Raw genomic sequence first — 14,717 nt, 5'->3', positions numbered from 1 at the left:
GAGCAATGACAGCAAAAGAAATCAGCACCACCCAAACTTCCTATGTGCTGCAATCCTGGAGCAAACAGAAAGGCTTGTCCCCTCTACCGGTAAAAAAGGCCGAAGGGATTTATTTTTGGGATTTCGAGGGAAAACGGTATACCGATATGTCCTCCCAATTGGTGAATTTGAACCTTGGACATGGAAACAAGGAAATTATTGAAGCCATCAAGCAGCAAGCCGATGAGTATTGCTATATTTCTCCTTCCTATGGGTGTGAGAGCAGAGCAGAGCTTGCAGAGATGCTCATTAAACTGTTTCCCGAGAATATGGGAAAGATATTCTTCACCAATGCGGGTGCCGATGCCAATGAGAATGCGCTGAAGATGGCCCGTATGTATACCGGTCGACAAAAAGTATTTTCCCGGTATCGAAGCTACCATGGTTCAAGTTTTGGGGCGGGGAATCTTACCGGGGAACCCAGACGGTACGCTTTGGAACCGGGGATACCGGGCTTTGTCAAATTCTTCGATCCCTATGTGTATCATGAATCGATCCAGTTTTCTTGTGAAAAAGAGGCTGCTGCCTATTATGTAGGCAAGCTTCGAGAGCAAATCCAATACGAAAATCCCGATACCATCGCGGCGATTGTCCTGGAGACGGTCACCGGTTCAAATGGAGTCATCATTCCGCCCGATGGTTATCTGCAGGGAGTAAGAAAACTGTGTGATGACTACGGCATCATGATGATTTGTGATGAGGTCATGACAGGATTTGGACGTACCGGTACCATGTTTGCCTTCGAGCATTGGGGTGTCGAGCCCGATCTGGTCAGCTTTGCCAAAGGGGTTTACCTGTGGGTATACGTCCAGCTTGGTGGGGTTGCCGTGAGCAAATCCATAGCTTCCTATTTTGACGATCATGTACTTTCCTGCGGGCTGACCTACAGCGGGGCATCCGCCTTGCCTGTGCCGCCGGGGTTGCTGCTTTGCACTATTACCAGAACCATGCCATTTTGGGCAACGTACATGCAGTGGGGCAGGTATTGGGTACGTTGCTGGAGGAATTGAAGGAAAAACATGCGTGTGTCGGCGATGTCCGTTATATCGGGCTGTTCTCTGCCCTTGAATTGGTCAAGGGACAAGAAAACCAAGGAAGTTCTGGTTCCGTATGGCCGGGATCCCGAGGGTATCATGAAATCCATAACAGGGCGTTTGGCCAAGAAAGGCTTTATGACTTATTCCCATGAAAACATGGTTATCGTTGCTCCCCCCCTCATTATAACAGAGGCACAGCTTCGCGAGGAGATGGTCAAACTGGATGAGGTACTTGGAGAAGTCGATGCCCAATACTGCACTACCAAAGGAGAATCTACCCTATCATGAAACTTACCCATCATTCCCCCGTACGTATTCTGATGGATACTGATTGTATCAAGAAAAATGCTTCGGCCCTTGCTCCGTTCGGATTCAAGGCTCTTATCGTAACCGGACGTCATTCGGCCAAGGCAAACGGTGCCTTGGATGAAATCCTCAATGCCCTTGGTGAGAATGGACAGGAATATGCCATGTATGACAAGGTAATGGCAAATCCGAGCATTGAATGTGTCTATGAAGGGGCAGAGATTGCCTGGAAAGAGCAAGCTGATTTTATCATTGCCATAGGGGGAGGGTCCCCCATGGATGCGGCCAAAGCCATTTGCCTGCTTTCCGGACAGGATTTGAAGAGGAGGACCAGTTGTTTACCGGTCCTTATGGCAGGGAAGTCCTTCCCTTGGTTTGTGTTCCCACTACCGCCTGGTACTGGTTCCGAGGTTACCCAGTATTCCATTCTTACCGACAATAAGCTGGAGACCAAACGTAATATCGCCACTCCCTTGATATTTCCCTCCCTGGCTTTTCTTGATGCAAAATACTTGATAGGACTTCCCAATCAGACGGCGGTCAATACAGCTATCGATGCGCTGTCCCACTCGGTGGAGGGAATGCTTTCCATCAGGGCTGATATCCTTTCTGATCTTCTTGCCGAAAAGGGTGTCAGGCTTATTGCCTCTTGTCTCTCTTCCCTGGAAAAAGGGATTTTGGAAACTAAAGAGAGGGAACAGTTGCTGCTTGTCTCGACAATTGGGGGAATGGTCATTTCCAGTACCGGGACGACTGCTGTCCATGCCTTGGGGTATGCCTTGACCTACCATCATCATGTTGATCATGGTAAGGCCAATGGCCTGCTGTTGGTTTCGTTCCTTACCTTTGTATCCAAGGAACGGATGGATATCATCGAACGGATTTTGCAGGCCCTGGGTCTCTCTTCCCTAAAAGAGCTTCAAAAAAAGTTGGAGAAATTGCTGGGTCCTATGCCCGAGCTTACAGAGGAACAGATCAAGCTTTATGCCAAGAAGGCTTTTGCCACCAAGAATATTGACAATTGCATTGTCAGGCCCAGTGAAGCTGACCTTCGGGATATGTTGAAAACGTCGAAATAGGGGATATTCGCGACCGAGAGGGCCTGCGGAGAAACCAAGGACCATCGAGCTTGCCCGATGTTTGTACAAATGAGGTGAAAAGATGTTTACATGCGATTTGGAACGAATGGACGACAAGATCAAGACGTTCAGCAAGTTTGGCGATACGGGTCATGGGGGCATTACCCGGTTTTCCCTTTCCCCTGAAGCTCTTGAGGCAAGAGCGGAGTTTACAAAGCGTTGCAAGATTTTGGGTATGGACGTCGTAACTGATGATATGGCGAATATCTATGCTACCTTGCCCGGTGAAGCCGGACAACCAGCTATCATGGCCGGTTCCCATCTGGATTCTGTACGGCAGGGGGGTAACTATGATGGTGTTTTGGGAGTTCTTACCGCTTTGGAAGCTGTCGAGACCATAGCAAAGGAAAAAATTCCCCATAAGCATCCTTTTACGGTCATTGTCTGGACCAATGAGGAAGGGGCACGTTTTGAGCCTGCCATGATGTCCTCGGGGGTTATCACCGGAAAGTTCGACAAGGCAAAAATGCTTGTCTCCAAGGACTTGGATGGAATTACGTTTGCCCAAGCTTTGGAAGCAAGTGGATATAAGGGGGCCGAGAAAAACAGGCTTTCTGCCGATAGACAAATGGCTTTGGTCGAGTTGCATATCGAGCAAGGACCGGTCCTGGAGAATGAAGGTTTTGATATTGGGGTGGTCGAAGGGGTTTGCGGTATGGTCAACTATGAATTTACCTTCATAGGTCAGGCAGACCATGCAGGGACCACTCCGATGAAACTGAGAAAGGATGCCCTTTTCGCCGCGGTGAAGACCATTGCGTATCTGCATGAGGAACTGGATAAACTGGATGGTAAGCTGGTCTATACCACCGGCAAGATCTCTGCCCATCCGAATATCCATACCATCATTCCCGATGAGGTGCGGTTTACCATTGATGCCCGTCATCAGGATCCAGAGGTTATCAAGCAGGTGGTATCTATCATTCATTCCATTCCCAAGGTGGTTGAGAAATGTGAAACCAGTTATGCAGAGGCTTGGTCACGCAAGACTGTTTCGTTCTATCCGCCTTATGTCGATTTCGTGGAACAGGCATCCCTGGAATTGGGTTATTCTGCCAAGCGAATGTATAGTGGTCCTGGGCATGATGCCCAGTTTGTGACTGATATCCTTCCCACGACAATGATATTCATCCCGAGTGTCCATGGTCACAGTCATTGCGAGAAGGAGTTCTCGACGCTTGAATCTTGTTTCAAAGGTGCGAATGTGGTCTTGGGGACGCTTCTCAAGATTGATGCCGCGAATTGATTTTCAGAGTATGTCATAGGCCGGAAATTCCAAGAGTCTTTCCGGCCTCTTTTGTTTGTAGTGTTCAATGTCTTGCAGGTACGACAGGCAACCAGATTTCTATTGCATAGTTTGGATCGGTGGGGTCCCCTGCTGGATAAAACTCAATATCCGATAGATCAGCATATTCATAGCCTGAAGAAGGTAACCACTCCATAACGATTCTGCGTTTGCAAATCCTGCATAGCCTGAGGATTGGTCATGCCTCCTTTATAGGTAAAAAATTGCTCAGGTTCCATTTTCAATGTTGTATTCTTGCATCTTCTGGCATGGGTATATCGGTGGCAACGGCGATGTAGTAGTCCATAAGGTTTCTTGTAGATCAATTGGGAAATTGCTTCCACGCTACCGGTTCGCTGGGATTCCGCCCAGAATTTCGTGACATCAGCAAAGCATTCCTCGACTTCTATTTGCAGATGCATACTAATACCGACGATGCGAAAGGCCTGAAGTTTTTCCATATGAGAGAAGATATTCGGTTGATAGAAGGTTAAGATGGCTCCTGGTTTTTTTGCCTCTGAGAGCGAAATTCCCTAGATTGCCTGGAAGGCCCTGCTGAACGAGGTGGGTGAATCCTCTCAATCCATGCACAAAAAAATTGGGTATCCTGGATTTGTGAATTCTGATCGATACGAGAAAGACAAACATTATTTTGATTGCTTTTTTTTAATGAATAGGGTAGTCATGGTGTAATGAATATCTTGTCGTTGGGAGGTTTTTTAAGATGCCATCTATTGATTTTCTTATCACGGCCTTGGTTGTCGTCTTGATTCCGGGAACTGGGGTTATGTATACGATACATACTGGTTTGTTGCAGAAAAAACGATATGCCGTGGCAGCAGCCTTCGGTTGTACGCTGGGAATTGTGCCACATTGTATTGCCAGCATCCTGGGCCTTTCCCTTTTATTGAATATGGGTGCCCAAGTCTTTTCCACTCTGAAGCTTTTGGGCGCTGGGTATCTGTTCTATCTTGCATGGAAAACCTGGAAAACGGCCGGAAGTATGGAAATGGGTGAGCCTACAGCTTCCCTTCCTTTTCGAAAGGTTATAGTGGACGGTATCTTGCTGAATCTTTTAAACCCAAAGTTGACGTTGTTTTTTGTATCTTTTCTGCCTCAGTATGTGCCAATGGGAGAGACAAATACCTTGCAGGCTTTGATCCTCTTGAGTTTTGTTTTCATGCTACTGACGCTTATCGTCTTTATCGGGTATGGCCTGTTGGCCAATCTAGTACGTGAATTGGTGATTAAAAAGAGGCAGATCATGCTGCATGTAGAGAGAGGCTTTGCCTGCTTCTTTGCCGCCCTTGCAGTAAAATTGGCACTATCCGACAGATGACTACCCAGGTTCTGTTACCTGATGTTTTCTCTTTATCATACTATCCAGGATGTGATCACCTAGGTTCAGGTTGACCGCATCCTGGATTTTTTTCAGTAGGCAGAATACATTCTCAATAGTCTTCCCTAATCCCAAATTCCGCATTTTCTACCCAGGAATTGGGACGGTTGACCAGTTTGACAATCTCTTCCAACATTGCATAGTGATGCTTTTCTTCATTCAGGATTGCCTTCACTGTCTTACGTGTTTCTTCTGATTCCAGGTTTTCCAACTGGGACGAATAGAACTCTATGCTTTTTTTCTCGACGTCCAAGGCTCGTTCATACAACTTGAGCTGTTCAGTCTCTTTCTTGAAATCCTCTTTTTTGAAGTTCTTGAATATCGATTTGGCTTTTTCTGTGGCTGTACTGGCAACCATTACAGGAACAGAATTTTGCTTGAGAGTCATAAAGACCTGTTGGTGTTTCTCTTCATCTTCGGATAACATCGTAAAAATGGTCCCTAACCCTTTTGTAGCGGCTTTCGAGGCGAGCTCATGATAAAACGCTGCGCCTTCCTTCTCGATCTGGATTGCAATTGAAAAAATATCCATATCAGTTCCTCCTATGGGCTTTCTTATCTTCAATATACCGTTTTCTTGGGAAGGCGTGTAATAAATAATTGAGATGCCTGCCCTTGAAGAGTCTTGATTGCCTGTCTGCAAGTTTTTAAAAATTCTCCATAAAAAAGTTGACAGGGTCTTTTATTCATGATGATAATGTACTAGTATTAATACTGATGATATCAGTAGTATTCTTAAGGAGTATATGCATGACAAAAAAAGATCGGGTAATAGCTGCTATCAAGAAAGAACAGGTAGATAGCGTTCCCTCCGGGTTTTCCCTTCATTTTCCTTCACAATCGGCCTTTGGCGAGAAGGGTGTCCAGGCCCACCTTGCTTTTTTCAAAGAGACCGATACCGATATCTGTAAAATCATGAATGAACATTTGGTACCGGCTTGTGGGAGCTTTGCCAGTGCTCAGGATTATCGAAAAATACCTACCATTTCAGGGAATGCTTCCTTTATACAGGATCAAATTGTTTTTACGCAAAAGATAATGGAAAAGGCCGATCCAAATGCTTTTATGCTGGGAACCTTGCATGGAGTCCTGGCTTCTTCGATTCATCCGTTGGAGAAATCCGGCATGTCCTATGAACAGACACGTACCTTTCTGGTCAACGCCTTACGCGAGGATTCCCGTCCTGTCTTGGATGCCATGAAAAGAATTACGGATGGAATGTGTGAATTGGCCTTGCAATATCGCTCGGCAGGAATGGATGGTATTTACTATGCTGCGCTGGGAGCGGAAAAAAGGTATTTTACCGATGAAGAATTTGCCCAGTGGATTGCTCCCTTTGATTACCAGATATTGAAAGCGATCAAGGAATCCGGCGCCTATAGTTTTTTGCATATGTGTAAGGACGGACTTGATCTTGCAAGATACACAGGATGCCTGGATATGGTGGATGTGGTGAACTGGGGTGTTTATGAAGCTCCCTATTCCTTGGAGGAAGGTCGTTCCTTGTTTTCTGGAAAAACCATCATGGGAGGGCTCCCCAACCGCACAGGCGTTTTAGTTGATGGAAGCCAAAAAGAAATTCAGGATTCCGTAAAGGCCATTATACATAAGATGGGAAGGACAGGCTTTATTCTTGGCTCTGATTGCACCTTGGCTACTGAACAAGACCTGGGTAGGGTTCGCTTTGCTGTTGAGGCTTGTCGGAGATAATACCAGGGAAAATCTGGTTTTTATTATGCAACTATTTAAAAAAAGGAAAGTAACATGTATGTTTATGGACACAACCGTCTGAAAATATTCTATAGTGTTATTGGTTTCTGGTAAAAAGTTTCGCGAGCTGACATAAAATGCTGGCTGTTATTTGTTGGATCACGCGACACATGCAGTTCAAACCAAGGGTTTGCTCTGGATGGAGTCTGGGTGTAACTGCAATTAAGAGTGTTGGGAGAGTTGAATGGATACGAAAGGATCACTTAAAGAAATGGTGTACAACAACTTGGTGAAGGATATAACCTCAGGTGTCATCCAGCCAAATGAAATCATCACTGAAGGATCTTTGATAAAACGTTTCCAAGTCAGCAAAGCTCCTGTTCGCGAAGCTCTCATTGAACTCTGCAAGGATAACTTTTTAAATAGTTTGCCAAGGCTGGGCTATCAGGTGGTTGTTTGTTCCCTCAAGGAAATCATAGACATCCTGGATTTTCGGGTGGATCTGGAGATTAGCAATTTACGAAGGGCTTTTCCTCATATTACGGAAGATTCCCTAAAAGTCTTTGATACCTATAAACTTTGGGAATTGGAAGAATTTTCCCATAAGGACATTGCAGAAAATTGGTTTCATAACCAGAAATTTCATTTATTGCTTTGCTCGATCAGTGGGAATGGTTATACCTATAGAAGTCTTGAACAGTTATTGAAGCAGAATTCTCGGTTTTTTTCCCAGTATTATTCGTATGCCTGGGTACATGAGACAGAATCCATGGGAAAGTTCCATGAATCTATTTTACGTGCGTTACGAAACGGTGACTTGGAAACAAGCTGTAATCTCCTTTCTGCTGATATCAATGCAGTAAAGGAACAAATTCAAAGAGTGATACTGAACAGCACTACCTGACGTTTCTTGATTGCCTTCTATTTGAAAAGGTAATAAGAATGCTTGTATCTGAAGACTATCTGCAAATTCTCAGGGAGGAACTAGTTCCTGCCCTAGGCTGTACTGAGCCTATCGCCCTTGCTTTTGGCGCTGCCAAGGCCAGGGAAGTCCTGGACCTTGTTCCCGACCATATTCAAGTGGCCTGTAGTGGCAATATCATCAAGAATGTAAAAGGAGTCGTTGTTCCCAACACCCAAGGGATGAAGGGAATAGAGGCTGCTGTAGCAATCGGGATGCTTGGAGGTTCCTCAAAACTGGGGCTGGAAGTTCTTTCCTCTGTATGCCCTGAGCATATCGGCTTGGCCAAGGACTATCTTGGGACCCATGCAATTGAGGTGTCGCTCCTGAATTCCAGGGAAAAACTTCATTTTGTCATTACGATGTCAAACGGTGACCATATCGCAGTGGTCGAGATTGTGCGACAACACACGAATATCGTGCGAATCGAGCATGATGGAAACGTTGTATTCTCCAAAAAATCAGAAGAAGACATAACCCAAGAGATTGTGGATAAGCGAACCTTTCTCACGATCAAGGGAATTTTATCGTTTTCCCAACAGGTTGCCTTGTCTCAATTGCTTCCCATCATTGAACCTCAAATAGTTTGCAACAGTGCAATCTGTGAAGAAGGGTTGTTGCACAAGTGGGGTGCGTCTGTTGGCAGCAATATACTCAGGACTCTTGAACCAACGGTCCAAACCCGGGCAAAGGCAGTCTCTGCCGCAGGTTCTGATGCGAGGATGAGCGGGTGTGAAATGCCAGTGGTAATCAACAGTGGAAGTGGTAACCAAGGTATAGCAGTTTCAATTCCTGTCATCGAATTTGCCAAGGCTCATTCCATCGAAACTGAACGGCTGGTCCGTGCCCTGGCACTCAGTAATTTGGTTGCAATCCGGCAAAAAGTAAAAATAGGGAGACTGTCGGCTTACTGTGGGGCAGTCAGTGCCGCCATTGGTGCAGGTGCAGCCATTACCTGGCTTTCGGGAGGTTCTGCAGCGCAGATTGATGAGACAATCTCCAATACCCTGGCCATTATTTCCGGAATGGTTTGTGATGGGGCAAAACCTTCTTGTGCTGCAAAGATCTCTGTAGCGGTGGATGCTGCCTTTCTTGGCCATTCCCTGGCAATGGCTCAGGATAATTTCATTGCGGGAGAGGGGTTGGTCTCTTCCAATATCGAGGATACCATCGATGGTATAGGAAGGCTTGCAAGTGAGGGAATGGAACAGACTGATTCGGTGATTCTTTCCCTGATGGTCAAAAATAGATAGACTACCAGACTTTTGTTCCAGAACAAATCAAATAAAAAACTTGACAATACCAATGCTGTCGAGCTTATACTGATATTACTAATATGATTAGTAGGCATATGAATAATAATTTCAATGAGAGTGTATGAAGAATGGATAAACGAGAACTTTTGCTTGCGACATTACAGGGAGAAAAAACAGAGCGAATTCCTTGTGGATTTTGGTACCATTTCGATGATTCCTGCAAGTACGGTCAAGCCGCGATACAGGCCCATGTTGATTTTTATGAAAAGATAGATGCAGATATTCTGAAAGTAATGAACGAATACAGTTATAGGATAGACCGTGAGATCAAAAATCCCCGGGATTGGAGAGCTGTTCGTCCTTCCTCTTTTTCCGATAGTCCCTATACAGGGTACTTAGATGAGTTCAAGGCCTTGAAGAAAGCTCTGCCCAGCGAGGTTCCATTGTTTGCTACGGTCCATGGGGTTTTGGTTTCTGCCTACCATGCAACGGAAAAGCCTGGGAATTTCTCAAATCCCGACAATATGGTGTCACGACATCTGAAGCAGGATCCAGAATCCGTAGCTGTCGGGTTGCAAGCGATTGCCCAGACGTTGATCGCTCTTTGTGAGCACCTTGTCGAGGCTGGGGCCGATGGCATCTACTATGCGGCCTTGGGAGGGGAAGCGTATAGATTCGAACGGAGTTTGTTTGAATCGTATGTAAAACCTTTCGATAAGCAGGTCATTGAAGCCATCAATGGTATGGGAGCCAAGAGTATCCTGCATATTTGCAAGGACCAGATAGTCTTGCCAATGTATCAGGGAATTCCTGCGGATATCATTAACTGGGATATTCATGATTGTCCCTATTCCTTATCTGATGGCAGGGCTCTCTTCCCAGGGAAAACCCTACTTGGTGGTTTTGACGATAGGTCAGGGGAATTGGTTGATGGGTCTCTTGCAAGTATTGAACAAGCGGTTGAGGACATGGTAGCCGTGGCTGGGCGAGAACGTTTTATTATCGGATCAGATTGTACTTTGCCCACTGATGTTGAACCTTGGCGATTGAATGCCGCCAAGAAACAGGCATCTTTATACTAGGTTTCTTACTGCAAAAGCTATTGTCTGCGTTTGCAGGAGAGGTGATAATCAGGGATGTTATAGAGGAAATCCCTGAAAAAAATCTAAGAGGAGAGCCGAGTCCTCTACTCGGGACACACTATGAAAAGAGCGTTGGTCATTGCAATCATGGTCAGTTTGTTGGTTGTGCCACTGTTTGCACAAGGATCCAAGGAAGGGCCGAGTCCATCTGATACTTCCAAACAGGTTTATCCTGATGGCACCCTGTTGATCTGGTCTACAGGTCAGCCACAGTTCCGAAAAATGTATTATCAGGATTGGATTGAGCGTAATCGCGATATCGCCCCTGGTGTCAATATTGCGGTAGAGACCATTTCGACCATGTCGGAGGGACAGCAAAAATTGGCAATGTATGCATTGTCCGGTGATACCGGTTCCATGCCAGAGGTCATCATGCTGGATGCCGTTGGTATCGTCAATCTTGTTTCTGCCGGATTGCTTCAGGACATGACATCCTTTTATACTCCCCTTGCCAATGAGTTCGTTGATGGAGCTGTTTCTGATGCTACCATTGGCGGTAAGGTTTATGGTCTGCCAGATGCTGTTCGTCCACAATTGCTATTCTATAATGCAGAGATTTTCAAGAAATATAATGTTGATCCTTCCATGATGTCCACGTTTGAAGGTTATTATGAAGCTGGAAAACTCTTGAAAGAGAGAAGTAATGGAGAGGTCTATCTTTCCTATATCGATCCTGGTACGTATACCTGGAGATATTGGGGCAGACGTGGTTTGATGCCCCAGGCAAATGCCCGGATTTGGGATGAAAAGGGAAATATCGTAATTGGACAGGATCCCGGAGCGAAACGTGCCCTGGAGTATTTGGCCAAGCTCAATGAAGCAGGTCTCTTGTACAAGACTCGTATGATGCAACAACCCTTGTATGAGGCTACCGACGACGGAAAGATTGCTACATACTATATCGGTGCTTTCTGGGATGAATTCCTGCGGAAAAACATCACGACCACTGCCGGGGACTGGAAAGTAATGAATGTTCCTGTGTTCAAGGAAATTGGTACGGGAGGAGCACCTGTTTCCACTTCTTTCTGTTTGGTTGACACTGGATCCAATGAGTATACAAAATTGTTCCAGATGTTGTGGTATGATTTCCAGACCAATACTGAAGAGAGAAATTCCTGGGTAGCGGAGATGGAAAAATTAAAGGGACCGTATAGCAACCCTGTTGCCAAGAATGTTCTTGCCGATTCGTTCTGGCAGGCTCCTTCTGAGTTCTATGGTGGGCAATCCTTCAGGAAAGCGGAAGGGGATGGCTTGGCCAATTCATCCAAGAATATGACGGTTACCGCCTCCGATGCTGAAGCCGATACCATCATCAGTGCTGAGCTTGAGAAATATATTGCCGGCGAGCAGACCATGGACCAGGCTATAGCCAACATGGATAAAGAATTGAAGATAAGAATCAAGAAGGTTCTCATTCCCTAGATTTTGATTTTTGAATGTCGACCGGAGTGGCCCACTTCGTACTGAAGTAGGGCCACTCTCCTTGGAAAACGTAAAGTGGGGAGGGATAATGTTTAAAATCCTAAAAAAGTACCGAATGCCATACCTGTTTATCAGTCCTTTTTTCATTCTGTTTTTTTTGTTTCAGTTGATTCCCATCGTATGGACTGGTTATATAAGCTTTACGGAATGGAATGGGTTGAAAACACCCAAATGGGTTGGTCTGGATAATTATAAGCTCATGATGCAGGATTATATGTTCAGCGATGCATTCCAAAATACAGTGGTCTACTGGCTTGCCGGCATCATCGGTATTCTTCTGTTTGCCCTTTTGATTGCACTCAGTCTCAACAGCGATCGGTTGAAATTTGGACGATTTTTCAAGACAGTGTCCTTTCTTCCCTATGTATGTGCTTCCGTAGCCATGGGATTGATTTTTGGCATGCTGTTTGATGAGAATGCAGGGTTGATCAACGAAATACTGATTCATCTAGGTGGTGGCAGGATTCCTTGGCTGACCAGTAGTGCCTATGCAAAGATTCCAGTAATTCTCTTGTTCAACTGGCGAATTACTCCCTGGTTCACAATCATTATCCTTTCAGGCTTGCTCAATATCTCCAAGGAGTACTATGAGGCTGCCACGGTTGACGGAGCCAGTATCATTCAACAGTTTTTCTATATTACGCTTCCCCTTTTAAGGAATATCCTGTTTTTCTGTACATTGACGATTACCGTCGATACCTGGAAGATGTTCAACGAATCCTATATTCTCCCGGGCCCCGGTTCCTCAAATACCTCCCTGTTTCAGTTGGTGTACCAATATGCCTTCAAGACGTTTAAGCTTGGCTATGCTTCTGCGTTGAGTATGGTTTTGATTTTTGTCCTTCTGGCAATTTCAGTAGTGCAATTTGCTGTTCGACGACGACAAGGTGAAATCTAGAAGGAGCCTAGCAATGAGAAAATCCCAACAAACCTTCAATACTGTCTTGGTTAATGGTTTTATGGCACTGGTGGTCATTGTCTGCCTATTCCCGGTGCTTTGGATGTGTATAATTTCCATCAAGACTGTCGGTGAAAAAGTCTCCGGCTTTCATGCCTTGGTGATTGGCAACCCGACTTTTGAAAATTTTCGACGCTTGTTTGATCTTATTCCTATTTGGAACAATTTGTTCAATAGTATGTTTACCACGGTAATCGGCACCATCACCACCTTGTTCTTTTGTGCTTTGGCAGGGTTTGCCTTTGCCAAGTATAAATTCCCGGGCAGAAATTTTCTTTTCTACTTTGTCATCGCAACGATGATGATAAGTGCCGAAGCCGGTGCCATTCCCTTGTTTGTGATCATGCGGAAATTGCATCTTATCAACAGCCTGTGGTCGTTGATCATTCCAAGAATCGCCACTGCCGTAGGAATTTTCTATTTGAGGCAATATATCCTGGAAGTTCCCGATGAACTGATCGAGGCCTCCAGAATTGATGGTTGCAAGGATTTTGGCATTTTCATACGAATTGTGGTTCCCATCATCAAGCCTGCACTGGCTTCCTGGGCTTCGATTACCATGATTGCAAGGTGGAATGATTTCTTCTGGCCCTTGTTGTTCTTGAACAAGAATACGAAGTATACCCTTATGGTTTCAGTATCCATGCTGCCCGTCAGTGATGGACTGGCCACTCCCTGGCAAGTCATCCTGGCAGGTACTACCTTGGTCATTGTTCCCAGCATCTTGTTGTATCTTGCCATGCAGGGATTCCAGAAGTCAGGAAGTATGGCAGGCGCGGTTAAGGGATGATGCAAGGGCGTTGAGACTTTGGATGTCGTTGATAGACAAGATTTCACCCAGGGGACTGTTTTCGGTTCCTGTGGACGAGAGAGAATCTGGTACGTGCCGGGTTCTCTTTTTGATGCATCGGGAATCAGTTGAAATGTCAGAAAAGCGAAAATACGCAGTTGAATCCTATCTAGGCACACCTATCTTCTTGCAAAGGACCATCCCTTGATCCCTAGGCCAACAAATATAGGTACAGCGGCAATACGGCCAGGAAGACCAGGTTGCTCAAGGCCACTGCCCTGGTTGCAAAGACCCCGTCGCCTTTGCATTCTATCGTGAGAAGTGCACTCTGGGTCATTACACAGGCAGCTACCTGGATGATCAGTACATCGGAAGTTACTTTTGAGATGACACCTCCAAGCTGCCGGGTCAATCCTATGGAGAAATACATAAGAAGAGGTGCCAATAGAAAGCGAATGAAAAAGACTGCCAAGGTGTCTTTGTCAGGCATCATATCTTTCCAGTTCATGGTAGCAAGGTACATGCCGGTATAGAGCATGGAAAGAGGGGTTACCATGCTGCCGATGTAGGCAAGGGTATTGATGACAGGAGTGGGTAGCTTGATGTTCAGCAGGGAAAGGGCAAGTCCGATTATCAGGCCAAGGATAGGGGGGTTGAGCAGGAATTTCTTGCTGCGCTTCCAAAGGCTCAATTTCTCCATCGCAATTCCTGAGAGTATTGTTCCGTCTTTCATCAGACCTGAGATCCCGAGGGTCCAGCAGACGAGTGTCGAGGACAAAAAGGTGAGCATGACTCCTGGCAAGCATTCCTCCCCGAAAAGAATCATGCTGATGGGCAATCCAATGAACAAGGTATTGCTTATAGCTCCCATCATGGCAAAGGTTCCCCTCCTGCCTTGTCGCACTTTCAACAGGACGGCAATAAGGTACGAGAGGTAGTATAGACAGATTTGCATGATAAGAGGCATTGGCAAGAGGGGAAGCAACTCCAATAGTTGCTCATGGGAGAACATCGAAGTCAGACTATTGATCAACATGGCAGGGACTGCGACCAAGACGATGAACTTGCTGAGAAAGGCCATGGTTTCCTGGGTGACCCAATTCTTCTTGTAGATAATAAATCCACAAAGGAACAGGAGCATTATTGTCATGATTGCTTCGAAGGCCTTGGCCATAGTAGTACTCCTTATCATGCAAAAAGGCTTGAAAAGGGA

Annotated in this window: 17 protein-coding genes; 13 read left to right on the top strand and 4 right to left on the bottom strand. The window is 45.6% G+C overall.

All coding sequences use genetic code 11. From position 1 onward, the window contains the following. Window positions 1-5 precede the first annotated feature (5 nt). The 5 genes from ACHZBG_RS12275 to ACHZBG_RS12255 all read left to right on the top strand — a co-directional run bounded on the left by ACHZBG_RS12275 (window position 6) and on the right by ACHZBG_RS12255 (window position 3,767). Window positions 6-1,049: an aminotransferase class III-fold pyridoxal phosphate-dependent enzyme gene (locus ACHZBG_RS12275; RefSeq protein ID WP_320129748.1), complete on the top strand. Its 1,044-nt coding sequence runs from the start codon at window positions 6-8 to the stop codon at window positions 1,047-1,049. Next, entirely contained in the window at window positions 968-1,228 is a 261-nt protein-coding gene (locus ACHZBG_RS12270) for a hypothetical protein (protein WP_394699396.1), read from the top strand. Before ACHZBG_RS12275 ends, ACHZBG_RS12270 begins: the two co-directional genes overlap by 82 nt. Then, the gene (locus tag ACHZBG_RS12265) at window positions 1,212-1,364 is read left to right on the top strand and encodes a hypothetical protein (RefSeq protein WP_394699395.1); all 153 of its coding nucleotides are present in this window, start codon (window positions 1,212-1,214) and stop codon (window positions 1,362-1,364) included. Before ACHZBG_RS12270 ends, ACHZBG_RS12265 begins: the two co-directional genes overlap by 17 nt. Further along, the gene (locus ACHZBG_RS12260) at window positions 1,361-2,461 is read left to right on the top strand and encodes an iron-containing alcohol dehydrogenase family protein (protein WP_320129746.1); all 1,101 of its coding nucleotides are present in this window, start codon (window positions 1,361-1,363) and stop codon (window positions 2,459-2,461) included. Before ACHZBG_RS12265 ends, ACHZBG_RS12260 begins: the two co-directional genes overlap by 4 nt. A gap of 82 nt (window positions 2,462-2,543) precedes the next feature. Further along, a complete protein-coding gene (locus tag ACHZBG_RS12255) occupies window positions 2,544-3,767 on the top strand; it encodes a Zn-dependent hydrolase (RefSeq protein WP_320129745.1) in 1,224 nt (407 codons plus the stop codon). A gap of 64 nt (window positions 3,768-3,831) precedes the next feature. Here the strand turns inward: ACHZBG_RS12255 and ACHZBG_RS12250 are convergent, their stop codons facing one another. Together ACHZBG_RS12250 and ACHZBG_RS12245 are read right to left on the bottom strand one after the other, a co-directional pair. After that, the gene (locus ACHZBG_RS12250; protein ID WP_394699394.1) at window positions 3,832-3,963 is read right to left on the bottom strand and encodes a GyrI-like domain-containing protein; all 132 of its coding nucleotides are present in this window, start codon (window positions 3,961-3,963) and stop codon (window positions 3,832-3,834) included. After that, entirely contained in the window at window positions 3,935-4,267 is a 333-nt protein-coding gene (locus ACHZBG_RS12245; protein WP_320129744.1) for a hypothetical protein, read from the bottom strand. The genes ACHZBG_RS12250 and ACHZBG_RS12245 overlap by 29 nt, the downstream gene beginning before the upstream one ends. Before the next feature lie 263 nt (window positions 4,268-4,530). Between ACHZBG_RS12245 and ACHZBG_RS12240 the strand changes: the two genes are divergently transcribed. After that, the gene (locus ACHZBG_RS12240) at window positions 4,531-5,145 is read left to right on the top strand and encodes a LysE family translocator (RefSeq protein ID WP_320129743.1); all 615 of its coding nucleotides are present in this window, start codon (window positions 4,531-4,533) and stop codon (window positions 5,143-5,145) included. A gap of 112 nt (window positions 5,146-5,257) precedes the next feature. Here the strand turns inward: ACHZBG_RS12240 and ACHZBG_RS12235 are convergent, their stop codons facing one another. Further along, window positions 5,258-5,737 carry a ferritin family protein gene (locus ACHZBG_RS12235; protein WP_320129742.1) on the bottom strand — a complete coding sequence of 160 codons (480 nt, stop codon included), beginning with the start codon at window positions 5,735-5,737 and terminating at the stop codon, window positions 5,258-5,260. A 218-nt stretch (window positions 5,738-5,955) separates the two neighbouring features. Here ACHZBG_RS12235 and ACHZBG_RS12230 point away from each other — a divergent pair, with 218 nt between their 5' ends. The 7 genes from ACHZBG_RS12230 (at window position 5,956) to ACHZBG_RS12200 (ending at window position 13,504) form a co-directional block, all read left to right on the top strand. Beyond that, window positions 5,956-6,915, top strand: a complete 960-nt coding sequence (locus tag ACHZBG_RS12230) for a uroporphyrinogen decarboxylase family protein (protein WP_320129741.1) — start codon at window positions 5,956-5,958, stop codon at window positions 6,913-6,915. A 244-nt stretch (window positions 6,916-7,159) separates the two neighbouring features. Further along, entirely contained in the window at window positions 7,160-7,819 is a 660-nt protein-coding gene (locus ACHZBG_RS12225) for a GntR family transcriptional regulator (RefSeq protein ID WP_320129740.1), read from the top strand. Window positions 7,820-7,857: 38 nt separating this feature from the next. Beyond that, window positions 7,858-9,129: an L-serine ammonia-lyase, iron-sulfur-dependent, subunit alpha gene (locus ACHZBG_RS12220; RefSeq protein WP_320129739.1), complete on the top strand. Its 1,272-nt coding sequence runs from the start codon at window positions 7,858-7,860 to the stop codon at window positions 9,127-9,129. A gap of 131 nt (window positions 9,130-9,260) precedes the next feature. After that, window positions 9,261-10,214: a uroporphyrinogen decarboxylase family protein gene (locus ACHZBG_RS12215; protein ID WP_320129738.1), complete on the top strand. Its 954-nt coding sequence runs from the start codon at window positions 9,261-9,263 to the stop codon at window positions 10,212-10,214. Between the two features lie 120 nt (window positions 10,215-10,334). Then, the gene (locus ACHZBG_RS12210; RefSeq protein WP_320129737.1) at window positions 10,335-11,696 is read left to right on the top strand and encodes an ABC transporter substrate-binding protein; all 1,362 of its coding nucleotides are present in this window, start codon (window positions 10,335-10,337) and stop codon (window positions 11,694-11,696) included. Between the two features lie 88 nt (window positions 11,697-11,784). Further along, window positions 11,785-12,654 carry a sugar ABC transporter permease gene (locus ACHZBG_RS12205; RefSeq protein ID WP_320129736.1) on the top strand — a complete coding sequence of 290 codons (870 nt, stop codon included), beginning with the start codon at window positions 11,785-11,787 and terminating at the stop codon, window positions 12,652-12,654. A gap of 13 nt (window positions 12,655-12,667) precedes the next feature. Beyond that, window positions 12,668-13,504 carry a carbohydrate ABC transporter permease gene (locus ACHZBG_RS12200; RefSeq protein ID WP_320129735.1) on the top strand — a complete coding sequence of 279 codons (837 nt, stop codon included), beginning with the start codon at window positions 12,668-12,670 and terminating at the stop codon, window positions 13,502-13,504. 211 nt (window positions 13,505-13,715) lie between these two features. On the opposite strand, the gene ACHZBG_RS12195 is transcribed toward ACHZBG_RS12200, so the two are convergent. Beyond that, window positions 13,716-14,678, bottom strand: a complete 963-nt coding sequence (locus tag ACHZBG_RS12195) for an AEC family transporter (RefSeq protein WP_320129734.1) — start codon at window positions 14,676-14,678, stop codon at window positions 13,716-13,718. Window positions 14,679-14,717: the final 39 nt, after the last annotated feature.

It is taken from the genome of uncultured Sphaerochaeta sp. (genome assembly GCF_963676625.2).
In the GTDB taxonomy this organism is placed as follows: domain Bacteria; phylum Spirochaetota; class Spirochaetia; order Sphaerochaetales; family Sphaerochaetaceae; genus Sphaerochaeta.
The sequence above is the reverse complement of the archived record's forward strand: the minus strand, read 5'-3'. Positions and strand labels throughout refer to the sequence as shown.